Here is a 20,899-nt window from a genome sequence, read left to right on the forward strand (position 1 = left end):
CCGCCCCACTCCCGTGCCCGCCGCTGCATCGTTACGGGAACGTCGCGACACAACGCCCGTTACGGCTGTTCTGCCAAGGAGAGCCATATGCCGTATGTGAAGACGCGCGACGGGACCGACCTGTACGTGAAGGACTGGGGTGAGGGTCGCCCGGTCGTCCTGCTGCACGGCTGGCCGTTGTCGTCGGACAGCTGGGACCCGCAGATGAAGGCGCTTGCCGACGCGGGCTTCCGCGCGATCGCCTACGACCGTCGCGGGTTCGGCCGTTCCAGCCAGCCATGGTCGGGCTATGACTATGACACGCTGACCGACGATCTGCACGACGTCATGCAAGCCGCGGGTGTTACTGACGGGGCGACGCTGGTCGGCTTCTCGATGGGCGGGGGCGAGGTGGCGCGCTACCAGAGCCGCTATGACGGCAAGGGCGTGGTCTCGGCCGCGCTGATCGGCTCGGTCGTGCCGTACATGCTCCGGACCGACGACAATCCCGATGGCGTGCCGGAGGAGACGCTGGCGCAGATCGCCGACGGGATCCTGAGCGATCGGCCGAACTTCTTCCGCAATTTCTTCAAAGACTTCTTTGGCGTAGGCTATGTAACCAGCCCGGTCAGCGAAGCGCTGCTCGACTGGGCGTGGGGAATCGCGATGCAGGCCGGTTTGCAGCCGACGCTGAAATGCGCCGAAAGCTTCGGCCACACCGATTTCCGCCCCGACCTGCCGGCATTTCGCGTGCCGACGCTGGTCCTGCACGGCACCGCCGACAAGACCGTGCCGATCGGCACCAGCGGTCGTGCCGCCGCGGCCGGAATCGCGAATGCGCAACTGGTTGAATATGACGGCGCGCCGCACGGCCTGTTCGCAACCGAGGGCGAACGCCTGACCCAAGACCTGTTGACGTTCCTGGGTCGATAACCGGCGCGGCTCCGCTATCCCGCTTCTGCTATCAGGATGATGTACTGGCGGGATCGCGGGGCAAACCCGCGATGATTTCCTCGAAAAAGGCTGACGTCCTCACCGCAGCGGGACGATGACTTCGTCCGGGTGCGCGACGTTGAGTTCCTTGCGCACCAGTTCGTCGACCATATCGGGATTGGCGTGCCGTGGATCGAGCAGGCCGACCCGGTTCTGCAGCATCGCCCGCCGGTGATCGAGTGCGGCATATTGCCGCTCCCGTGCGACCAGCTGCCGCTTGTAATCGCCCAGCGCGATCAGTCCGTTGGGACCCAGCACCGCATAGGCGCCGAAGAACGCCATCACTGCCACCGCAAGTGCGGGGAAGGCGGCGCGACGCAGCGTCTGGGTGAGGCGGTTGGGCGTACGGGACATGACGACCGCGATTCTCGCGAGTCGTCACGCCCTTGGCAAGCGTTATCAGCGCACGCGAAGCACGTCGCGACCCGCATAGCGCGCCATGTCGCCCAATTCCTCCTCGATGCGGATCAACTGGTTGTACTTGGCAAGCCGGTCCGACCGCGCAAGGCTGCCGGTCTTGATCTGCCCGCAATTGGTCGCGACCGCCAGATCGGCGATCGTCGCATCCTCGGTCTCGCCCGAACGGTGCGACATCACCGCGGTGTAGCCGGCGCGTTCGGCGATGCGGATCGCCTCCAGCGTCTCGGACAGGGTGCCGATCTGGTTGACCTTCACCAGCAACGAATTGGCCAGCCCCTGCGCGATGCCGTCCTTCAACCGCTTCGGATTGGTGACGAACAGGTCGTCGCCGACCAGCTGCACCTTCTTGCCGATCGCGTCGGTCAGCGCCTTCCAGCCCTCGAAATCGTCCTCGGCCATGCCGTCCTCGATCGAGAAGATCGGATAGCGCGCGGCGAGATCGGCGAGGTAATCGGCCATTGCGCCCGGCTCCAGCGTCAGGTTCTCGCCGGAGATGACGTACTTGCCGTCCCTGAAGAACTCGGTGGCCGCACAGTCGAGCGCCAGCATCACGTCCTCGCCCGGCTTGTAACCGGCGCGCTCGATCGACGTCATGATGAAGTCCAGCGCGTCGGTCGTGCTCGCCAGGTTCGGCGCGAAGCCGCCCTCGTCACCGACCGCGGTCGCCAGACCCTTCTCGCTCAACCCCTTCTTCAGGGTGTGAAAGATCTCCGAACCGCACCGCACCGCTTCCGACAGCGATTCGGCGCCGACCGGCACCACCATGAATTCCTGAAAATCGATCGGATTGTCGGCATGTTCGCCGCCGTTGATGATGTTCATCATCGGCACCGGCAGAACGTGCGCCGCGACCCCGCCGACGTAGCGGTACAGCGGCAGGCCGCGCGCCTCCGCCGCCGCTTTCGCCACCGCCAGGCTGACGCCCAGGATTGCGTTTGCTCCCAGCCGCCCCTTGTTCTCGGTGCCGTCCAGTTCGATCATCACCTGATCGATCTCCAGCTGATCCTCGGCGTCCAGCCCGATGATCGCGTCCGCGATCTCGTCGTTCACCGCCTCGATCGCCGCATCGACGCCCTTGCCGGCCCAGCGGCCCTTGTCGCCGTCGCGCTTTTCGACCGCCTCGTGCGCGCCGGTCGATGCGCCCGACGGCACCGCCGCACGACCGAAGCTGCCGTCGTCCAGCAGCACATCGACCTCGACGGTGGGATTGCCGCGGCTGTCGATGATCTGGCGCCCGTGAAGGTCGATGATTGCGGTCACGAAACGATCTCCTAAACTGCTCGCCCCAGCGACGGGGCAGGCCGCGTCCTAGCGGGCGGTGACGGATGCTGCAACGCGATGGAACCGGGGAGGATGGCACCGGGTTGTCTGACCTCGACCAGAGAAGGAATGAATCATGGCCGAAGAGCAGGATCGCGATACGCTCCAGCAAACCAGTGCCGCGGACGTGACCCCGCCGCCAGCGGATGCGGCCTTCACGCCCGCCGAACCGCTCAAGGACGCCGGCGTGTCGTTCACGCCGGAAGCGGAAGGCGAAACGAAGACCGCCACCGGCAGCACGCTGGCCGATGCGAAGCAGACCGTACGTGAGCAGATGAACAAGGGCCGTGGCCAAGCCGCCGACAAGGCCCGTGGCCTGGCCGAGGACGGCAAGGCGAAGGCTAGCGACGCCCTGACCCAATTGTCGCAATTGCTGACCGATGCGGCGGCACAGGTCGATGAGAAGCTGGGTAGCCAATATGGCCAGTACGCACGATCCGCAGCCGATCGCGTGCAAGGCTTCTCCAGCGCGATCGACGACAAGACCGTCGACGATCTGCTCGCCGACGCTCGTGATCTCGTTCGCAAGAGCCCGGCGGCGGCGGTCGGCGTGGCGGCGGGGCTCGGCTTCGTCGTGGCGCGTCTGATCGGCTCCGGCCTCGACCAGCGCGACGCCTGATTCGATGGACGTCCGTGACCGTGTGTTGCCGGAAGGCATCCCGCATCTGGTGACCCAACTCGCCACCGACGTGCGCGACGTGGCGAAGGCGGAGATCGGCCTGGCGCGTGCCAAGGCCGGTTTCGCGGTGACCCGCTACAAGGCTGCCGCGATCCGGTTCGCCGTCGCCGGCGTGCTGGCGCTGGCGGCGTTGATCGCGCTGCTCGTCGGGGCGATCTTCGCGCTCGCGACGCTGATCGGCCCCGGCTGGGCTACGGTGGCGGTGGTCGGCGTCGTGCTGGCGATCGCGGGGCTGATCGCCTTGTCGGGCAAGTCGGCATTGTCGAAGGGAGCCGGCGAATGAGCGCGCATGACGTGGCACTCGCCGAAGCCCGCGCCGCGGAAGCGCGTCAGCGGCTGGACGGCACCGTCGAGCGGTTGCAGGCCGAACTGGAGCCGCGCAAGCTGGCGCGCACTGCGCTGGCGGAGGTGACCGACAGCGGCGAGCGGGTCGCCCGCGCGAGCGCCAATGCGGCCCGTCGCAACCCAGGCGCGCTGGCGGGTGCGGCGACCCTGTTCGTCGCGCTGCTGGCGCGAAAGCGGATCGCGGGCGTTTTCAGGAAGAAACGGCACGATGCGGTGCCAACCCCACAGATTTCCGCCCAACCGGCTGAAAGGATTGTATTATGACCGACCTGCACAAGGATCATAACGGCGCCGACGACCAGCACGGTCGCATCCGCGAGGGCGTGGATCAGGCGCGCGACGCCGCCGCGCACGCACTCGACAGTGCTCGTCACCGGGCCAGCGATGCGGCGCACGCCACCGCTGAGACGATCGAGACGAACCCTCTGGGTGTTCTGGTCGGCGGTCTCGTGCTCGGCGCGATCGTTGCGGCGATCCTGCCGCGCAGCCAGCGCGAGAAGGAGCTGCTGTCCGGCGTCGGTCGCAAGATCAATGCCGCCGCGGTCGCTGCCGTCGCCGCCGCCAAAGACGCCGGGCGTTCGGAGCTCGACGGACTGGGCCTGACCCCGAACGCGGCGCGCGATCAGGCGAAGTCGCTGTTCCAGGGCGTGCTCAAGGCGGCCAGCACGGCTGGCACGGCTGCGGCGCAGGCGGGCAAGGAGCAGGTGAAGAGCACCTCGTGAACCCCTTCTAACCGGGCGCGCGCCGCGCTAAGGGGTCCGGACACCGGACGCCGGATTGCGGCGCCGATCCGAGCCGGATGGGAGAGCCGACGTCACGCGCGCCTGCGCGGGCGTCGGCTTTTCCGCGACACGGATAGGCGGGGCCATCGGCGCGCCGGTACCGGTTCAACCCTCAAGCGGGAGTGCGTGCATGAGCAAGCTTCACCTGGTATTTGGCGGCCGCGTCAGCGATCCGCGCACCGTCGAGTTCACCGACCTGTCGTCGATCGACATCGTCGGCGTATTCCCTGACTATGCCAGCGCCGAAAAGGCATGGCGCGCCGCCGCGCAACGCACTGTCGATGACGCCGAGATGAAATACGTGGTGGTGCACCTGCATCGCCTGCTCGAGCCTGAACTGCTCAAGCGCGAGGGTTAGAAAAGCTCGTCGAGCGCGGTGCTATTCGCGCCGACGCTCGTCCAGCCGTCGATGCCGGGTGCGCTCGGAAACGCACGTCGCGGCTCCTGGCCGACCCGCCAACGTCGCGCCAGCCGATGAAGGCACCCCGGTAGAGCTCCCGCGACCGACTTGGGATCGACATTCGGTCGTCCCCTGCAATCTCCGTCATGGCGAGCGTAGCGAAACAATCTAGAAGTGGCGCGGACGGATGAACAATCCACGATGGCGAGCAACCCGGCACCCGTAGAACGCCGGATGTCGACCCGCCCGGAACCTACGCACCCCACACGACGTCGTTATCGTCGCGCGCGATCGGCATCGCCGCGCGAGAAGTCGCCGTACGCGACCACTCGTCCCCCGGCGTATGCAGCGCCAGGTTCTCGACCTGGGAGAGGACACGCGACGCGCTCCAACCTCGATGCTCCCGGTCGACTCATCGGCGTCGACATGCCCGTCACTGACCAGCCGCTGCACGATCCGCAGCCATGCCGCAACGCTTGAGTAGGGCGGGCAATCATCGACAGGTACGGCGTAGAGCCGCGTCAGAAACGCTGCGTGCCGTTCCGTGACTGCAATGGCACGCCCTCGCGTTGCTCTGATGTACGCGCCTGCGGACATCGCGCGCGCAGCCGCGGTCAGCAGCCACGAGGTCCGGTCCCCATCCACCGCCGCGATACGCGCGGGGCGCAGACACCCTGCGGGCCAGCCAGTCGAGCCGCTGTTTCATCCGACACCAGACCGGCGGCAGGACCAGCGCCCATCGTCAGGAAATAGTCGGTGCCCGCTCCGCGAGTGCGGAACACGGCGGCACCTGGTTGTCCCGCTTCGACCCGGGCCAGACGCCGATCGCCGATATGCCCGGCGATCGAGTCCGGCATGCGGATGTCAAATGAACTCGATCTTCGACACCAGATAGTAGCGCTCGCCCGCCGGCACCGACACTTCGATCTCGTCATCCACGCTGCGCCCGATCAACGCACGCCCAAGCGGCGAATTGTAGCTGATCCGGCCCGTCTTCGCGTCCGCCTCGGTCTGGCCGACGATCTGGTACCGGACCGGCTTCTCGTCCTCGTCCTGCAACGTCACGGTCGCGCCGAACACGATCTTGTCGCCCGACAGGTCGCGCGGATCGATGATCTGCGCGCGGCTCAGCTTGTCCTCGATGTCGGCGATCGACGCCTCTACCTGACCCTGCCGCTCCTTGGCGGCGTGATATTCGGCATTTTCCGAAAGATCACCATGGGCGCGTGCTTCCTCGATCGCGTCGACGATCAACGGCCGTTCCGTTTTCAGCCGCTTGAGGTCCGCATTGAGCTTTTCATAGCCCTCCTGCAGCATCGGCATCTTCTCGACGGTCGCCATCGACATTCCTTCGTAAAAGCGCATCCCCGGGACGGCCCCTCCCTGTAGGGACCGCCCGCACCATCAGAACAAGGTTCGGGATTCAGTTGTGCGATTGTGAATAATAGGATTGCAACGGCCGTACTTCAAGGTTGCGCTCGCCATTACCGGCAACCGCGGCGCGGATCGCCTCCGCCGCCTGCACCGCCGCCGACGCGGTGGTGAAATACGGTATCTTGCCGTTCACCGCAGAGGCACGGATCGGCTGCGAGTCCTTCAGGCTCTGCCAGCCTTCGGTCGTGTTGAAGATCAGCGCGATCGCTCCGTCCTTGATCCGGTCGACGATATGCGGACGTCCCTGCGCGACCTTGTTGACCGTCTCGACCGGCAACCCGGCGCGTGACAGGTGATCCGCGGTGCCGGTTGTCGCCACGATCGAGAACCCGGCCTCGACCAGGGCACGCACCGCAGGAACGATCAGATCCTTGTCGCCCGGCTTGACGCTGACGAACACCGCACCGCTGGTCGGCAGGACGGTGCCGGCGCCCAGCTGGGATTTGGCAAAAGCGGTGGTAAAATCGGTCGAGATTCCCATTACTTCGCCAGTACTCTTCATTTCAGGCGACAACACCGGATCGATGCCGGGGAAGCGCGCGAACGGGAACACCGCTTCCTTCACCGCGAAATAATCGATGTTGCGGTCGATCTTCGGCAGGTCGCGCAGCTTCTCGCCCGCCATCACGCGGCTGGCGATCTTGGCGATCGGCGCGCCGATCGCCTTGGCCACGAACGGCACCGTGCGACTGGCGCGCGGGTTCACCTCGATCAGATAGACCTGCCCGTCCTTGACCGCGAACTGGATGTTCATCAGCCCGACGACGCTCAGCCCGTGCGCCAGCGCCTCGGTCTGCTTCTCGATCTCGGCGATGATCTCCGCCGACAACGAGTAAGGCGGGATCGAGCACGCGCTGTCGCCCGAATGGACGCCCGCTTCCTCGATATGCTGGAGCACGCCCGCGACCACCACGTCCTCGCCGTCGCAGATCGCGTCGACATCCACCTCGATCGCGTCGCGCAGATACTGGTCGATCAACACCGGCGCGTCGCCCGACACCTGCACCGCCGTCTGGATATAATCCTCCAGCTGCAGATCGCTGTCGACGATCTCCATCGCGCGCCCGCCCAGCACGTAGCTGGGGCGCATCAGCACCGGATAGCCGATGCGGTTGGCGACGTTCAGCGCTTCCGCGCGGCTGCGCGCGATCCCGTTCGACGGCTGCAACAGCTTCAGCCGGTTGACCAGCGCCGCAAAGCGTTCGCGATCCTCCGCGAGGTCGATCGCGTCCGGGCTGGTGCCCAGGATCGGGATGCCCGCCTTCTCAAGCGCGCGCGCCAGGTTCAGCGGCGTCTGACCGCCGAACTGCACGATCACGCCGACCAGTTCGCCGCGCGATTGCTCGACATGCAGGATCTCCAGCACGTCCTCCGCGGTCAGCGGCTCGAAATACAGCCGGTCCGACGTATCGTAATCGGTGCTCACCGTCTCCGGATTGCAGTTGACCATGATCGTTTCATAGCCCGCGTCCGCCAGCGCGAAGCAGGCGTGGCAGCAGCAATAATCGAATTCGATCCCCTGCCCGATCCGGTTCGGCCCACCGCCCAGGATCACGATCTTGCGCCGGTCGCTCGGCTGCGCCTCGTTCTCCGGCTCGCCGAAGCTGGGCGCTTCGTAGGTCGAATACATATACGGCGTCTTGGCGTCGAACTCGGCCGCGCAGGTGTCGATCCGCTTGAACACCGGGCGCACGCCCAGCTTCAGGCGATGTTCGCGCACCTCGTCCTCGGTCACCCCGCCGGTCATCGCCTTCACCGCTTCGTGGATCAGCCCCGATCCGCGCGCGATACCACGCGACATGCCGCGCAGGTTGGCGGATTGCAGTGCCAGCCATGCCAGCCGCTTGTCGCTGAAACCCATCGCCTTCAACCGGCGCATACCGCGTGCCTCGATCGGCAGGCCGTCGCTCATCACCTCGTTCTCGGCTGCGACGATCTCGGCGATCCGCTCCAGGAACCACGGATCGTATTTGGCGATCGCATGGACCTCGGCGACCGTGAAGCCTTCGCGCAGCGCCTGCGCCGCGACCAGCAGCCGGTCCGGCGAGGCGACCGCCAGCGCGGCCTCGATCTCGGCGCGCGGCGCGCCGACCAGCCGGTCGACATGGTTGAAGCCCGACAGTCCGGTCTCCAGCCCGCGCAGCGCCTTCTGCATCGATTCGTGGATGTTGCGCCCGATGGCCATCACTTCGCCGACGGACTTCATCGCGGTGCCCAACACCGCCTCCGCGCCCTTGAACTTCTCGAAGGCGAAGCGCGGGATCTTGGTGACGACATAATCGATCGTCGGCTCGAAGCTGGCCGGGGTCGCGCCGGTGATGTCGTTCTCGATCTCGTCGAGCGTGTAGCCGACCGCCAGCTTCGCCGCGACCTTCGCGATCGGGAAGCCGGTCGCCTTGCTCGCCAATGCCGAGGACCGCGACACGCGCGGGTTCATCTCGATGACGATCAGGCGGCCGTCTTTGGGATTGACCGCGAACTGGACGTTCGAACCGCCCGTTTCCACGCCGATCTCGCGCAGCACCGCGATGCTGGCGTTGCGCATGATCTGATATTCCTTGTCGGTCAGCGTCAACGCCGGCGCGACGGTGATGGAATCGCCGGTGTGGACGCCCATCGGATCGACGTTCTCGATCGAACAGATGATGATGCAATTGTCCGCGCGGTCGCGGACCACCTCCATCTCATATTCCTTCCAGCCGAGCAGTGATTCTTCGATCAGCACCTCGGTGGTCGGCGACGCGTCCAGCCCCTTGCGGACGATCTCGACGAATTCCTCGCGGTTGTACGCGATGCCGCCGCCGGTCCCGCCCAGCGTGAAACTCGGCCGGATGATCGCGGGCAGCCCGACCTTCTCCAGCCCTTCCAGTGCTTCCTTTTCGGTGTGCGCGATATGGCTGCGTGCGCTCTCCAGCCCGATCTTGTCCATCGCATCGCGGAACTTCAGCCGGTCCTCGGCCTTGTCGATCGCATCGGCATCGGCGCCGATCATCGTGACGCCGAACTTCTCCAGCGTGCCGTCGCGGAACAGCGCCAGAGCGGTGTTCAGCGCGGTCTGCCCGCCCATCGTCGGCAGCACCGCGTCCGGGCGCTCCTTCTCGATGATCTTCGCCACCACCTCCGGCGTGATCGGCTCGACATAGGTCGCGTCGGCCAGTTCGGGATCGGTCATGATCGTCGCGGGGTTCGAATTGACCAGCACGATGCGATAGCCCTCTTCCTTCAGGGCCTTGATCGCCTGCGTGCCCGAATAATCGAACTCGCACGCCTGCCCGATGACGATCGGGCCGGCGCCGATGACGAGGATGGAGGAGATGTCGGTGCGCTTGGGCATTACTTTTCTTTCGAAGCTTGTTCGTTGCCGATGAAGCTGACGTTCGTTATTGACCCGGCTGCGCTGACTTTTCCGAGCACGCACGCAACCGTGTCATAATCCGCATCCGGGCTCGCTGCGAACACGACCTCACGGCCTTTCAGATACAGCCACTTACGTGGCGCGTGGCATGCGTCGGCCATCGCGTTCAGGTCAGCTTGCTTCACCTCACGTCGTGGTTGAGCCGGTTGTGCCGCGACCTGCATCGCAAGTGCGAGCGACAAAGTCATTGCCGTAACGCCCCCACAAACCGTTCGAACAGATAGAAACTGTCCTGCGGGCCCGGGCTCGCCTCGGGGTGATATTGCACCGAGAATGCCGGCCGATCGGTCAGCTCGATCCCCGCATTGCTTCCGTCGAACAGCGACACATGCGTCTCGCGCGCATTCGCGGGCAGCGAGTCGCGCTCCACCGCGAAACCGTGGTTCATGCTGGTGATCTCCACCGCGCCGTCATCCAGCCGCTTGACCGGATGGTTCGCGCCGCGATGCCCCTGGAACATCTTGGTCGTCCGCGCCCCCACCGCCAGCGCCAGCAACTGGTGCCCCAGGCAGATGCCGAACAACGGCTTGCCCGTCTCCAGCAGCTGCCGGATCACCGGCACCGCATAGTCGCCGGTCGCGGCCGGATCGCCGGGACCGTTCGACAGGAAGATACCGTCCGGGTTCAGCGCCATGATCTCGGCGAACGTTGCGGTCGCCGGCACCACCGAAACCTTCGCACCGGCCTGAACGAGATTGCGGAAAATGTTGAACTTGCTGCCGTAATCGATCGCCACGACATGCGGGCGCTCGCCCTCGCCGTCCGCTGCATAACCGAAGCCCAGCCGCCAGATGCCGCCGGCCCAGCTGCCGTGCGTCTCGCGCGTCACGTCCTTGGCGAGGTCCATGCCCTCCAGCCCGGGCCAGCCGCGCGCCAGCTTCAGCAAGGCGTCCAGATCGAAGTCGCCCGCCGCGGAATAGGCGACCACCCCGTTGGGCGCGCCGCCGCCACGAATGCGCCGCGTCAGCGCGCGGGTGTCGATGCCCGCCAGCCCGATGCGCGTGTGCCGCTTCATCCAGCCGTCCAGATTTTCCATCGCCCGGAAGTTCGACGGCGCGGTCGGGTCCTCGCGCACGATCATCGCCAGCGCGTGCGGATTGTCCGCCTCCACGTCGTCGGGGTTCGCGCCGACGTTGCCGATGTGCGGGAAGGTGAAGGTGATGATCTGCCCGGCGAAGGACGGATCGGTCATGATCTCCTGATATCCGGTCATCGCGGTGTGGAAACACACCTCGCCGACCGCGGCGCCTTCCGCGCCGAAACCACGGCCCCACGCCACCTCGCCACTGGCCAGAACGAGCACGCCGGTGGCACCATCGGGCTTGGGCGCGTGCGGAAACTCAGGCTCGGCCATGACAGGCGGGCACTCCTTGTGTGGGTCGGCAATGTCGCTAAGCCCCGCCCGCTAGAGACGCGCGATGGATGCGTCAATCGGTTAAGGACGAGTGGATGATTCGCGACGACATCAAGGCAGCGCAGATCGCGGCGATGAAGGCCGGCGACAAGGAAGCGCGCGGCGCTATCGGATTGATTCAGGCCGCGATCAAAAATCGCGATATCGAGGCGCGGACCGGATCGGCCGTGACCGACGACGATGCGCTGGTCGTTGAGGTCCTGCAGAAGATGGTGAAGCAGCGTCGCGAATCGATCGCGATGTTCGAACAGGGCGGCCGCGCCGAGCTGGCGGCGGCGGAAGCGGCCGAGGTCGCGGTGATCGAACGGTTCCTGCCGACGCAGATGACCGAAGCGGAAACGAAGGCCGCGATCGAGGCGATCAAGGCCGAACTGGGTGCGGGCGGCATGAAGGACATGGGCCGCGTGATGGCCGAGCTGAAGGCGCGACACGCCGCGACACTCGACATGAGCAAGGCCAGCGGGTTGGTGAAGGCGGCGCTGTCGTAGGCACGCTGTCACAAGCACGGAAGCACAGCGACCGGCGCGCGGAGACCGCGGCGCCGGCCGATCGTTCGACACCGGCGTTTTCCGCCTCGCCCCGCGAACCCGCTTGTCGATCTCGAACGAACCGTTCATATGGGTTATAAGAGCGCGTGAGCCTTACTCCCGCCTTCCTTGACGAGCTTCGTGCCCGCACCTCGCTGACCGCGCTGGTGGGCAAGACGGTGAAGCTGACCCGCGCCGGACGCGAGTCGAAGGGCTGCTGCCCGTTCCATAACGAAAAGACGCCCAGCTTTTACGTCAACGACGACAAGGGCTTCTATCACTGCTTCGGCTGTTCGGCGCACGGCGACGCGATCCGCTGGCTGACCGATCATCAGGGCCTGCCGTTCATGGACGCGGTGAAGGAACTCGCCGCCGCCGCCGGCATGGAGGTGCCCGCGCAGGACGTCCGCGCCGCGCAGCGCGCCGAACGTGCGAAATCGCTCCACGACGTCATGCAGGCCGCCGCCGACTGGTTCACCCAGCAGCTCGGCGGCATCGACGGTGCGGAGGCGCGGGCATTGCTCGACCGACGCGGCGTCACCGACGCGTCGCGCCGCACCTTCGGGTTCGGCTACGCCCCGGATGCGCGCGGCAAATTGCGAACGGCATTGAAGGATTTCGGTGACGCGATGCTGGTTGAAGCCGGGTTGCTGATCCAGGTCGACGGCAAGGAGCCTTACGACCGTTTCCGTGGTCGCCTGATGATCCCGATCCGCGATCCGCGCGGCCGCGTGATCGCGTTCGGCGGGCGGATCATCGGCGACGGCGAACCCAAGTACCTCAATTCCCCCGACACGCCGCTGTTCGACAAGGGCCGCACACTCTACAATCTCGACCGCGCCGCCGCCGCCGCCCGCAAGGCCGAGCGGCTGTTCGTGGTCGAGGGGTATATGGACGCGATCGCGCTGGCGCAGGGCGGCATCGGAGAAGTCGTCGCTCCGCTCGGCACCGCGCTGACCGAACAGCAGCTGGAGCGATTGTGGCGCGTCGTCGACGTGCCGGCGCTGTGCCTCGACGGCGACAATGCGGGGCAGAAAGCCGCCATCCGCGCCGCGCACCGTGCGCTGCCGATGCTCGCGCCGGGCCGCAGCCTGTCGTTCGTGACGTTGCCCGACGGGCAGGACCCCGACGACCTGATTCGTGCCAGGGGCGCGGCCGCGTTCGAGGCGCTGGTGCGCGATGCTGCGCCGCTGGTCGACCTGTTGTGGCGGCACGAACTCGCCGCCGAACCGCTCGACACGCCGGAGCAGCGCGCCGGGTTGAAGAAGCGGCTGGGCGAACTGGCGGAGACGATCGCCGATCCGTCGGTCAAGTCCGAATATAGGGCCGAGTTTCGCAACCGTTTCGACGAACGCTTCGCGCGCAACCGTCAGCCGTTCCAGCAACGGCAGCCCTTCTATCCGATGGCGCAACGCAAGCCGGGGCAGAAATGGACCCCGCCCCTGCCCCCGGTCACCGATGACGCGAAGAAGTTCAATGCGGCCGGCGGTATCGACCGCGTGCTCGCCAAGGCGGTGCTTGCCGGCCTGATCCGCCACCCGGCGGAGATCGCGCGGCACATGGAGGTGCTGGGCGGGCTGAAGATGGCCGATGGCGCGCTGGGTCGGCTGTTCGAGGCGGTGGTGGATGTCGCGCTGGAGGACCGTCGCGCCGCGCCGCTTGATAGCGGGCGCATGGTCACCATATTGGCACGGTCCGGTTTCGAGGCGGTCGCCCACGATCTTCTGAGAGCCGATACGATGCCCTATTCTTTCACACGCGTCGGCGGCGACGAGAGACAGGCACGCGAGGACCTCGACGAGGCGATTGCGGTGCTGATCGCGCGACCGGAAGTGGATGCGGCGCTTGCGGAGGCAACTTCTGCGATGCAGGCGCGCTTCACCGCCGAGGCGTTCGAACGACAAGTGGCATTAGTGAACGAACAGCGCGCGCTCGACGAGCGGCTTGCAAATCTGGTGCAGGCGAACGAAGACGCCCGCGCGCTTGGACCCGAGGACGATTGATGGCGAAGATGAACGGTGGCGGTGCTGACGAAGGCGCGGAAACGACCGATGCCCCGCTGATCGACCTGAACGACGCGAACATCAAGAAGCTGATCGCCCGCGCCAAGAAGCGCGGCTACATCACCTACGATCAGCTCAACGAAGCGCTTCCGCAGGATCAGATGTCCTCCGACCAGCTCGAGGACGTCATGTCGGCGCTCAACGAGATGGGCGTCAACATCGTCGAGAACGAGGAAGCCGGCGAGGACGGCGAGCCGGAGGAGCGCGCAGACGACGAGGAGGCGGAGGCCGTCGACGGCGAGGCCGAAGGTGCCGCGCCCGCGGTCGAGAAGAAGAAGGAAACGATCGATCGGACCGACGATCCGGTCCGCATGTACCTGCGCGAAATGGGCGCGGTCGAGCTGCTGAGCCGCGAGGGCGAGATCGCCATCGCCAAGCGGATCGAGGCCGGGCGCGACACGATGATCCTCGGCCTGTGCGAAAGTCCGATCACCTTCAACGCGATCATCGACTGGTCGACGGCGCTGAACGAAGGCACGATGCAACTGCGCGAGATCGTGGATCTCGACGCCATGTTGTCCAAGGGTCCGTCGGCCGAACAGGTCGAGGGTGCGGAGGCCGACACCGGCGAGATCAGCGCGTCGAACGCCGGCCCGACCTTCAAGGAGGAAGAGGAGCCGGAGGAGGCGCCCGCCGACGACGAGGACGACATGACCGAGCGTCGTGCGCCCCGCCCCAGCGAGGAGGAGGAGGAGGACAACACCCTCAGCCTGGCGCAGATGGAGGAAACGCTCAAGCCGCAGGCGCTGGAGAAATTCGCCAACATCACCGCTATCTATCGCAAGTTTTCCAAGATGCAGGAAAACCGGCTGGAGGCGATGGCGTCTGGCGACGATCTGTCGTCGGCAGAGGAGCGCAAATACCAGAAGCTGCGCGAGGATCTCACCGCCGAGGTCGAAAGCGTCCAGTTCCACCAGACCAAGATCGAATATCTGGTCGACCAGCTCTACAGCTACAACCGCCGGCTGACGACGCTCGGCGGGCAGATGCTGCGGCTGGCCGAGCGGCACAAGGTCAACCGCAAGGATTTCCTCGACCGCTACATGGGCCATGAGCTGGACGAGGGCTTTCTGCCCTCGGTCGCCGGACTCGACAAGAAGTGGAAGGCGTTCGCCGCCAACGAGGAAGCGGCCGTCGACCGCATCCGCACCGAGATCAGCGAGATTTCGCAGCAGACCGGCATGGCGCTCAGCGAGTTCCGCCGCATCGTCAACATGGTGCAGAAAGCGGAGCGCGAGGCGCGCATCGCCAAGAAGGAGATGGTCGAGGCCAACCTCCGCCTCGTGATCTCGATCGCCAAGAAATACACCAACCGCGGGCTGCAGTTCCTGGATCTGATCCAGGAGGGCAACATCGGGCTGATGAAGGCGGTCGACAAGTTCGAATATCGGCGTGGCTACAAGTTCTCGACCTACGCCACCTGGTGGATCCGCCAGGCGATCACGCGCTCGATCGCGGATCAGGCACGCACGATCCGTATCCCGGTCCACATGATCGAGACGATCAACAAGCTGGTGCGCACCAGCCGGCAGTTCCTGCACGAGCAGGGCCGCGAGCCGACCCCGGAGGAGATGGCCGAGCGCCTCTCCATGCCGCTGGAAAAGGTGCGCAAGGTGATGAAGATCGCCAAGGAGCCGATCAGCCTTGAAACGCCGATCGGCGACGAGGAGGACAGCCACCTCGGCGACTTCATCGAGGACAAGAACGCGGTGATCCCGGTCGACGCCGCGATCCAGGCGAACCTCAAGGAAACCGTCACCCGCGTGCTCGCCAGCCTCACCCCGCGTGAGGAGCGCGTGCTGCGGATGCGCTTCGGGATCGGCATGAACACCGATCACACGCTGGAGGAGGTCGGGCAGCAATTCTCGGTCACGCGTGAGCGTATTCGCCAGATCGAGGCCAAGGCGTTGCGGAAGCTCAAGCATCCGTCGCGCAGCCGCAAGATGCGCAGCTTCCTCGATCAGTAAGGCTTTATTGCGGACACAACGAAGCGATCCGGCGCGTCATGCCCGCGCCGGATCGCTTCGTCTCGCTTTCGGCGCGATATCTCTCAAAAACCGACGAAGCGCCGGGCGCGCGCCCTTTTCGGGTTCGCCTGTAAACTCCCCCTTTACGTCGTCGTCCTAATACCTCGCTTATCGGCGCCGGATCAGAGTGCGATCCAACCGATCTAAGCGGAGGAAAGCGTGACGATCGCAATCGATCAGCGGCCGGTGGGCTGTGCCGAGACGATCCTGGCGATGGTCGCGGCCGACGGCACCGCCAGTGCGCCGCACGCCCGCGCCCTGATGCAGCAGACCGCCACGTTGCGTGACATCGCCGACGCGGTGCACGCATTGTGCGTGATCCATGGCGCCTTCCCCGGTATCGTCGAACATGCGCGCACCGCCAATGTCGATCCGCTGGCATGCGACTGGCTGGATCATGCCGCCGTCGCCATCAGCGGCGAGCGCGCGTTGCTGGTGCGGTTGACCGCGGCGGTCGGCCCGCTTCCCTCCACCCCCGGACAGGCGGCGTCGCAAGCCGCGATCCTGACGCAGCGTAACGCGCTGGAAATGCTTGCACGCTCCACCCGCGCTGGTTGTGCCACCGGCACCGCGCTGGCGTTCGTGCTCGATTGGGCGGCGGTGCGCGGTGTGCTCGACGGATGCGCGCGACGCATGGCGTTGCCCGCCGGCGCGCCCTTCGCCGAGATCGCCACGCAGGCGATCGCGATGCTGCGCGCGGTGGAAGCCAGCACCTCGGTCGAACGCGCGATGGCGTTCGGCGCGCAACAGATGCTCGCCCAGCATCGTGGACTATGGCAATTGCTGGAGGCACGCGCCGTCGCCCGCCGCAGTATGTGATTCATCCGTCTGCCACCGCGACCCGGCGCCGCCGCTGTCGGCCCGACCTTCGATGACGGACGCAGATGCAGCCGCCGATCGTCATCAGTCCCGCAACAGATATGGCTCAGCCCGGTACCGGAGGCGCATCGGAGCTATGTCGATGAACGCCGCATACAGCGGCTGACGCTCGCTGGCCGAATGCCCGCGATGCGTGAACTCACCCGCTACGGATAGCCCGGCCGTCGCGTCGCGGTTTCGCTGCCGAAGCCGCCCCGCTCGCTTTATGGCAGCGCCGCTATCGTGATTCGCGCGGCGGGGTGCAGCCCACCCTGATGCGCGGGGCAGCGCGCATAACGGAAGCTTTTGTCGGTGCACAGCCACACTTCGTCCAGCGCTCCGCCACGCGTCCCCGTCACTCGCATCATGTCGGGCCGCATGCCCGGATTGGCCGCCGCGATCGCCTCCGCCAGCCGTCCGGCGGTCAACGGTGACTGCGCCAGCCGCGCCATGTCCGGGAAGCGCAATGCACGGAACATCGTCGTCGAGCGGGCGAAGTACCGCTCCGGCGTGTAGCCTGCCATGCAGGTGCCGTGCTTGGCCCATTCGTGCTGCATCAGCTGCGGCGATGGCGTCGAACACAGGTTGCGACGGATCACCTGCCGCGACAGCAGCGGCGTCGCGCGACAATATTGCGGCCAGTCCTTGCCGATCCCGTCCGGCCACAGCCCGTGCAGCACGAAGCCGAAGCGATTGGCCGACCCGCACTGGAATTGCGCACCCGGCCGTTCGCCGCTGCCCCGGCAATATTCGGGGCTCCAGCTGATCGCCAGCGTGTAGCTGCCGATCGGAATGCGCCGTACCGGCTGGCTTTGGCTGGGCAGGTCGGGGCGCGGGCGCGGGACTGTGCCCGGCACCGCGCACGACAGCGCCTGCGCATCGGCGATCTCCGGCACGACCAGCGCCGCCGCCATCCCCAGCACCCATGCGATCGACTTCGTCACTGTCCGTCCCCGTCCGTTACCACACCGTCCCCGCCGTCCGTTTCCTCACCGAACCACGCCCGCGCGTCGGCGTGGAACAGCTGCCACGTCGCGGCGAGCCCCAGCGCCAGGATCGCGGCCGACAGCAGCAGCGCCGTCATCGGCACCGGTCCGCGGAACACCACGTTCAGGTTGATGACGAAGCGCACCGCCGCCAGCGCGGTCAGGATCGTCACCACCCATTTCGCCGCCGCGCTCGCGCGCCGCGCGACCAGATACCACAGCAACAGCGTGATCGCGCAACTCAGCAACAACGCGAGCGGCAGCAACCAGCCGAACGGCGCGGTCTTGGGATCCACCGCCAGCCGGTCGGCGGTCGATTGCCAGCTGAATGCCCAGCCAAGCAGCGAGACCACGAACGACGCCAGATACAGGCGCTCGAACCGCACGATCGACGGCGGTCGCGCGCCCGCGGCGAGGAACTGGCTGACGCTGAAACGCGCAACGGGCTCGGCCACCTTTTTGTGCTTCTTCGGCTCGCTCATAGCTCTGCAAAGTCCAGCCCGATGTCGGCGGCGGGTGCCGACTGGGTGATCCGCCCGACGCTGACATAGCACACGCCGGTGCGCGCGACGGCACCGATCGTGTCCAGCGTGACCCCGCCCGACGCCTCGGTGGGCACGCGCCCGTCGACGAACGCCACCGCGTCGCGCAGCACGTCGGGCGCCATGTTATCGAGCAGCAGGTGCGTCGCCCCTGCGACGATTGCCGGCTCGATCTGATCGATGCGGTCGACCTCGACGATGATCGTGGCGATCCCCGCCGCCTTGGCCAGCGCCGCCGCCGGACCGACACCGCCGGCGACCGCGACGTGATTGTCCTTGATCATCGCCGCATCCCACAGCCCCATGCGGTGGTTGCGCGCGCCGCCGGTGCGCGTCGCATATTTCTCCAGCCGCCTCAGCCCCGGTATCGTCTTGCGCGTGTCGAGCAACGTCGCGCCGCTGCCGGCGATCGCATCGACATAGGCGGCGGTCAGCGTCGCGATCCCCGACAGATGCTGCACGGTGTTCAGCGCGGCTCGCTCGGCGGTCAGCAGCGCGCGGGCGTTGCCGGTGATCCGCATCAAGGCCGTTCCCGCCGCCACCCGGTCGCCGTCCGCCACCAGCAGCTCGATCGTCGCCTGCGCATCCATCCGGCGGAAGAACGCCGCGGCGATCTCCAGCCCGCACACCGTGATCGCGTCACGGCTGTCCATCACCGCCTCGAACCGCGCATTCGCCGGGATCACCGCCGCCGAGGTGACGTCGCCGCCCTCGCCCATGTCCTCGGCCAACGTCGCCGCGACGAACGCGTCCAGGTCGAACCCCTCGATACCGAAGGTCATGGCAGCCGCTCCATATCTTCCACGCCCCAGATACGGTCGGTCTGGATGAACCCCGCCTGCCCCTTCACGTCGAACCGGCACCAGCCATTGCCGCACCGCGTGATGCGCCCGACCACACCGGGCTGCGCGCGCCACACGATCGTCGGGCCGCCGGGCCGGTCGCGCAACTCCGCCGGCTCGGTCCCGCGCACGATCGCGGTGCGCGTCTGGCTCAGCAACGCATTCAGCATCCATCCTTGCGTCCCGTCGGGATCCTCGACCCGCCGCCATTCCTTGAACACCTCCAGCACCCGTACCGGCAGGTCGGCGCGGACGTAGATCCAGCTCGCCGGAAAATTGCGCCCCGGCCCGGTCCGCATCCGCGCGCGCGTCGCCGCGATGGAGCCGAGGTACGGCGGTGTCTTCTGCTCGCTCGCCGCGACGGCCGGCAACGGCGCGAGGATCGACACGCACGCCGCCACCGCCACTGCGATCGAAAGATGGTCCCTGTTCACATCCGCCCTCTAGCCACGCTTGCCGCGCGGCATCAACCGTTGACGCATGCGCGGGCATTCGCCAATCCGGTCGTCATGGCCGATCTGCGACGCTGCGCCCATCCCAAGGTGATCGTGACGCGGGCGCTGCCCGATGTCGTGATGAGTCGGCTGGGCGAATTGTTCGATATCACCGGCAATGCTGACGACGTGCCGCTCGGCCGTGCCGCGCTGGCCGCGGCGATGGCGGATTGCGACGTGCTGGTGCCCGCGGTCACCGATACGATCGACGACGCCCTGATCGCCGGGGCCGGGCCGCGGCTGCGGCTGATCGCCAATTTCGGCGCGGGCGTGAACCATATCGACCTCGCCGCGGCGCGCACGCGCGGCATCATCGTCACCAACACGCCGGGTGTGCTGACCGAAGACACCGCCGACATGACGATGGCGTTGATCCTGTCGGTGCCGCGGCGGCTGGCGGAGGGCGAGAAACTGGTCCGTTCCGGGCAATGGAACGGCTGGAGCCCCGGCGGGATGCTGGGTTACCGGATCGGCGGCAAGGCGCTCGGCATCGTCGGCATGGGCCGTATCGGGCAAGCCGTGGCGCGCCGCGCCCGTGCCTTCGGTCTGTCGATCCATTATCATAACCGGCAACGGCTGCCTGACGTGGCGGAAGCCGGGCTCGATGCGCAATGGCATCCCGATCTCGACGCGATGCTCGGCGCGGTCGACATATTGACCATCCACACGCCGCTCAACGCCGACAGCCGCGACCTGATCGATGCGCGGCGCATCGCGTTGCTGCGCCCGCACGTCTTCGTCATCAACGCCAGCCGCGGCGGCATCCTCGACGAGGATGCCCTGATCGACGCTCTGGAAGGCGGACGTCTGGCGGGTGCGGGCCTGGACGTCTGGCGGCACGAACCGGAAATCGACCCGCGGCTGCTCGCCTTGTCCAACGTCGTCATGACCCCGCACATGGGCTCGGCGACATGGGAGGGAAGGGTCGCGTCCGGCGAGCGAGTGATTGCCAACATCCGGATGTGGGCCGATGGTCACCGGCCGCCGGATCAGGTGCTCGAAGGCTGGGTGTGACACCCCGCGAACTGTGACGAAACATGTTCGTCCGGAACCTGTGCGGCGGCGCAGCATTGGGTTGACATCCATCAAGACAGGAACAACCCAATGAAAAAGATCGCGATGTCCGCCCTTCTCGTCACCGCCGCCGTCTCGATGTCGGCATGCTCCACCCTGCGTGGCGCGGCGATCGGCGGCGCCGGCGGCGCGGGCGTGGCCGCAGCGACCGGCGGTAGCGTCGAAAAGGGTGCGGCGGTCGGCGGCGTCGGCGGCGCGGTGGTCGGCACCGTCGTCGACTGACCTCCCCGCTTCAAGACGAACGACGGCGCGTCACCGAATCCCGGTGGCGCGCCTTTTTCGCGTGGCTTCGGACGGGATCGCAG

The 20,899-nt window shown here is 66.7% G+C and carries 22 protein-coding genes; 12 read left to right on the plus strand and 10 right to left on the minus strand.

What is annotated here, in order from left to right; genetic code table 11:
- Positions 1 to 87: 87 nt before the first annotated feature.
- Positions 88 to 912 carry an alpha/beta fold hydrolase gene (locus tag ASE95_RS03005; RefSeq protein WP_056631235.1) on the plus strand — a complete coding sequence of 275 codons (825 nt, stop codon included), beginning with the start codon at positions 88 to 90 and terminating at the stop codon, positions 910 to 912.
- A 99-nt stretch (positions 913 to 1,011) separates the two neighbouring features.
- On the opposite strand, the gene ASE95_RS03010 is transcribed toward ASE95_RS03005, so the two are convergent.
- A complete protein-coding gene (locus ASE95_RS03010) occupies positions 1,012 to 1,326 on the minus strand; it encodes an FtsB family cell division protein (protein ID WP_056631238.1) in 315 nt (104 codons plus the stop codon).
- Positions 1,327 to 1,371: 45 nt separating this feature from the next.
- Positions 1,372 to 2,652, minus strand: a complete 1,281-nt coding sequence (eno, locus tag ASE95_RS03015) for a phosphopyruvate hydratase (RefSeq protein ID WP_056631242.1) — start codon at positions 2,650 to 2,652, stop codon at positions 1,372 to 1,374.
- A 136-nt stretch (positions 2,653 to 2,788) separates the two neighbouring features.
- Between eno and ASE95_RS03020 the strand changes: the two genes are divergently transcribed.
- From ASE95_RS03020 to ASE95_RS03040, 5 genes are all read left to right on the plus strand, one after another.
- Positions 2,789 to 3,331 (plus strand): hypothetical protein, encoded by a 543-nt coding sequence (locus tag ASE95_RS03020; RefSeq protein ID WP_235528160.1) that lies wholly within the window; start codon positions 2,789 to 2,791, stop codon positions 3,329 to 3,331.
- A gap of 4 nt (positions 3,332 to 3,335) precedes the next feature.
- The gene (locus tag ASE95_RS03025) at positions 3,336 to 3,674 is read left to right on the plus strand and encodes a phage holin family protein (RefSeq protein WP_056631244.1); all 339 of its coding nucleotides are present in this window, start codon (positions 3,336 to 3,338) and stop codon (positions 3,672 to 3,674) included.
- Positions 3,671 to 4,000, plus strand: coding sequence for a hypothetical protein (locus ASE95_RS03030; RefSeq protein WP_056631247.1), 330 nt, complete (start codon positions 3,671 to 3,673; stop codon positions 3,998 to 4,000). The genes ASE95_RS03025 and ASE95_RS03030 overlap by 4 nt, the downstream gene beginning before the upstream one ends.
- On the plus strand, positions 3,997 to 4,458 hold the full coding sequence (locus ASE95_RS03035; RefSeq protein WP_056631249.1) for a hypothetical protein: 462 nt from the start codon (positions 3,997 to 3,999) through the stop codon (positions 4,456 to 4,458). Before ASE95_RS03030 ends, ASE95_RS03035 begins: the two co-directional genes overlap by 4 nt.
- Before the next feature lie 190 nt (positions 4,459 to 4,648).
- The gene (locus tag ASE95_RS03040) at positions 4,649 to 4,876 is read left to right on the plus strand and encodes a DUF4170 domain-containing protein (RefSeq protein ID WP_056631252.1); all 228 of its coding nucleotides are present in this window, start codon (positions 4,649 to 4,651) and stop codon (positions 4,874 to 4,876) included.
- A 906-nt stretch (positions 4,877 to 5,782) separates the two neighbouring features.
- Here ASE95_RS03040 and greA read toward each other — a convergent pair.
- The 4 genes from greA to carA form a co-directional block, all read right to left on the minus strand.
- A complete protein-coding gene (gene greA / locus ASE95_RS03045; RefSeq protein ID WP_056633067.1) occupies positions 5,783 to 6,259 on the minus strand; it encodes a transcription elongation factor GreA in 477 nt (158 codons plus the stop codon).
- A gap of 82 nt (positions 6,260 to 6,341) precedes the next feature.
- Positions 6,342 to 9,686: a carbamoyl-phosphate synthase large subunit gene (gene carB, locus ASE95_RS03050; protein WP_056631255.1), complete on the minus strand. Its 3,345-nt coding sequence runs from the start codon at positions 9,684 to 9,686 to the stop codon at positions 6,342 to 6,344.
- Positions 9,686 to 9,955, minus strand: coding sequence for a hypothetical protein (locus ASE95_RS03055; protein ID WP_056631258.1), 270 nt, complete (start codon positions 9,953 to 9,955; stop codon positions 9,686 to 9,688). The genes carB and ASE95_RS03055 overlap by 1 nt, the downstream gene beginning before the upstream one ends.
- Complete coding sequence (gene carA / locus ASE95_RS03060) at positions 9,952 to 11,121, minus strand: glutamine-hydrolyzing carbamoyl-phosphate synthase small subunit (protein ID WP_056631261.1); 1,170 nt, start codon at positions 11,119 to 11,121, stop codon at positions 9,952 to 9,954. The genes ASE95_RS03055 and carA overlap by 4 nt, the downstream gene beginning before the upstream one ends.
- A gap of 95 nt (positions 11,122 to 11,216) precedes the next feature.
- Here carA and ASE95_RS03065 point away from each other — a divergent pair, with 95 nt between their 5' ends.
- The 4 genes from ASE95_RS03065 to ASE95_RS03080 all read left to right on the plus strand — a co-directional run bounded on the left by ASE95_RS03065 (position 11,217) and on the right by ASE95_RS03080 (position 16,617).
- Positions 11,217 to 11,669 (plus strand): GatB/YqeY domain-containing protein, encoded by a 453-nt coding sequence (locus ASE95_RS03065; RefSeq protein WP_056631266.1) that lies wholly within the window; start codon positions 11,217 to 11,219, stop codon positions 11,667 to 11,669.
- A 146-nt stretch (positions 11,670 to 11,815) separates the two neighbouring features.
- A complete protein-coding gene (gene dnaG / locus ASE95_RS03070; protein WP_056631269.1) occupies positions 11,816 to 13,711 on the plus strand; it encodes a DNA primase in 1,896 nt (631 codons plus the stop codon).
- Positions 13,711 to 15,738 (plus strand): RNA polymerase sigma factor RpoD, encoded by a 2,028-nt coding sequence (gene rpoD / locus ASE95_RS03075; RefSeq protein ID WP_056631271.1) that lies wholly within the window; start codon positions 13,711 to 13,713, stop codon positions 15,736 to 15,738. Before dnaG ends, rpoD begins: the two co-directional genes overlap by 1 nt.
- Positions 15,739 to 15,957: 219 nt before the next feature.
- Entirely contained in the window at positions 15,958 to 16,617 is a 660-nt protein-coding gene (locus ASE95_RS03080; RefSeq protein WP_235528161.1) for a DUF6975 family protein, read from the plus strand.
- A gap of 263 nt (positions 16,618 to 16,880) precedes the next feature.
- Here the strand turns inward: ASE95_RS03080 and ASE95_RS03085 are convergent, their stop codons facing one another.
- The 4 genes from ASE95_RS03085 to ASE95_RS03100 are packed head-to-tail and all read right to left on the minus strand — an operon-like array spanning position 16,881 to position 19,460.
- On the minus strand, positions 16,881 to 17,570 hold the full coding sequence (locus ASE95_RS03085) for a ribonuclease T2 (RefSeq protein WP_056633073.1): 690 nt from the start codon (positions 17,568 to 17,570) through the stop codon (positions 16,881 to 16,883).
- A 26-nt stretch (positions 17,571 to 17,596) separates the two neighbouring features.
- Positions 17,597 to 18,097 (minus strand): hypothetical protein, encoded by a 501-nt coding sequence (locus ASE95_RS03090; protein ID WP_156347860.1) that lies wholly within the window; start codon positions 18,095 to 18,097, stop codon positions 17,597 to 17,599.
- 23 nt (positions 18,098 to 18,120) lie between these two features.
- Positions 18,121 to 18,966 (minus strand): carboxylating nicotinate-nucleotide diphosphorylase, encoded by an 846-nt coding sequence (gene nadC / locus ASE95_RS03095; RefSeq protein ID WP_056631277.1) that lies wholly within the window; start codon positions 18,964 to 18,966, stop codon positions 18,121 to 18,123.
- Positions 18,963 to 19,460 carry an SH3 domain-containing protein gene (locus ASE95_RS03100; RefSeq protein ID WP_056631279.1) on the minus strand — a complete coding sequence of 166 codons (498 nt, stop codon included), beginning with the start codon at positions 19,458 to 19,460 and terminating at the stop codon, positions 18,963 to 18,965. Before ASE95_RS03100 ends, nadC begins: the two co-directional genes overlap by 4 nt.
- A 75-nt stretch (positions 19,461 to 19,535) precedes the next feature.
- Between ASE95_RS03100 and ASE95_RS03105 the strand changes: the two genes are divergently transcribed.
- Both ASE95_RS03105 and ASE95_RS03110 read left to right on the plus strand, forming a co-directional pair.
- Positions 19,536 to 20,534 (plus strand): 2-hydroxyacid dehydrogenase, encoded by a 999-nt coding sequence (locus ASE95_RS03105; protein WP_056633076.1) that lies wholly within the window; start codon positions 19,536 to 19,538, stop codon positions 20,532 to 20,534.
- Between the two features lie 105 nt (positions 20,535 to 20,639).
- Positions 20,640 to 20,816, plus strand: coding sequence for a hypothetical protein (locus tag ASE95_RS03110; protein ID WP_200918725.1), 177 nt, complete (start codon positions 20,640 to 20,642; stop codon positions 20,814 to 20,816).
- The last annotated feature ends 83 nt before the right edge of the window (positions 20,817 to 20,899 follow it).

The sequence above is a fragment of the Sphingomonas sp. Leaf231 genome, assembly GCF_001421995.1.
Lineage (GTDB): Bacteria > Pseudomonadota > Alphaproteobacteria > Sphingomonadales > Sphingomonadaceae > Sphingomonas.

What these genes read in the sequence shown, in the direction of transcription:
- ASE95_RS03005 (WP_056631235.1), top strand. Translation starts at nt 88, where the DNA reads ATGCCGTATGTGAAGACGCGCGACGGGACCGACCTGTACGTGAAGGAC.
- ASE95_RS03010 (WP_056631238.1), bottom strand. Translation starts at nt 1,326, where the DNA reads ATGTCCCGTACGCCCAACCGCCTCACCCAGACGCTGCGTCGCGCCGCC.
- ASE95_RS03020 (WP_235528160.1), top strand. Translation starts at nt 2,789, where the DNA reads ATGGCCGAAGAGCAGGATCGCGATACGCTCCAGCAAACCAGTGCCGCG.
- ASE95_RS03025 (WP_056631244.1), top strand. Translation starts at nt 3,336, where the DNA reads ATGGACGTCCGTGACCGTGTGTTGCCGGAAGGCATCCCGCATCTGGTG.
- ASE95_RS03030 (WP_056631247.1), top strand. Translation starts at nt 3,671, where the DNA reads ATGAGCGCGCATGACGTGGCACTCGCCGAAGCCCGCGCCGCGGAAGCG.
- ASE95_RS03035 (WP_056631249.1), top strand. Translation starts at nt 3,997, where the DNA reads ATGACCGACCTGCACAAGGATCATAACGGCGCCGACGACCAGCACGGT.
- ASE95_RS03040 (WP_056631252.1), top strand. Translation starts at nt 4,649, where the DNA reads ATGAGCAAGCTTCACCTGGTATTTGGCGGCCGCGTCAGCGATCCGCGC.
- greA (WP_056633067.1), bottom strand. Translation starts at nt 6,259, where the DNA reads ATGGCGACCGTCGAGAAGATGCCGATGCTGCAGGAGGGCTATGAAAAG.
- carB (WP_056631255.1), bottom strand. Translation starts at nt 9,686, where the DNA reads ATGCCCAAGCGCACCGACATCTCCTCCATCCTCGTCATCGGCGCCGGC.
- ASE95_RS03055 (WP_056631258.1), bottom strand. Translation starts at nt 9,955, where the DNA reads ATGACTTTGTCGCTCGCACTTGCGATGCAGGTCGCGGCACAACCGGCT.
- carA (WP_056631261.1), bottom strand. Translation starts at nt 11,121, where the DNA reads ATGGCCGAGCCTGAGTTTCCGCACGCGCCCAAGCCCGATGGTGCCACC.
- ASE95_RS03065 (WP_056631266.1), top strand. Translation starts at nt 11,217, where the DNA reads ATGATTCGCGACGACATCAAGGCAGCGCAGATCGCGGCGATGAAGGCC.
- rpoD (WP_056631271.1), top strand. Translation starts at nt 13,711, where the DNA reads ATGGCGAAGATGAACGGTGGCGGTGCTGACGAAGGCGCGGAAACGACC.
- ASE95_RS03085 (WP_056633073.1), bottom strand. Translation starts at nt 17,570, where the DNA reads ATGGCGGCGGCGCTGGTCGTGCCGGAGATCGCCGATGCGCAGGCGCTG.
- nadC (WP_056631277.1), bottom strand. Translation starts at nt 18,966, where the DNA reads ATGACCTTCGGTATCGAGGGGTTCGACCTGGACGCGTTCGTCGCGGCG.
- ASE95_RS03105 (WP_056633076.1), top strand. Translation starts at nt 19,536, where the DNA reads ATGGCCGATCTGCGACGCTGCGCCCATCCCAAGGTGATCGTGACGCGG.
- ASE95_RS03110 (WP_200918725.1), top strand. Translation starts at nt 20,640, where the DNA reads ATGTCCGCCCTTCTCGTCACCGCCGCCGTCTCGATGTCGGCATGCTCC.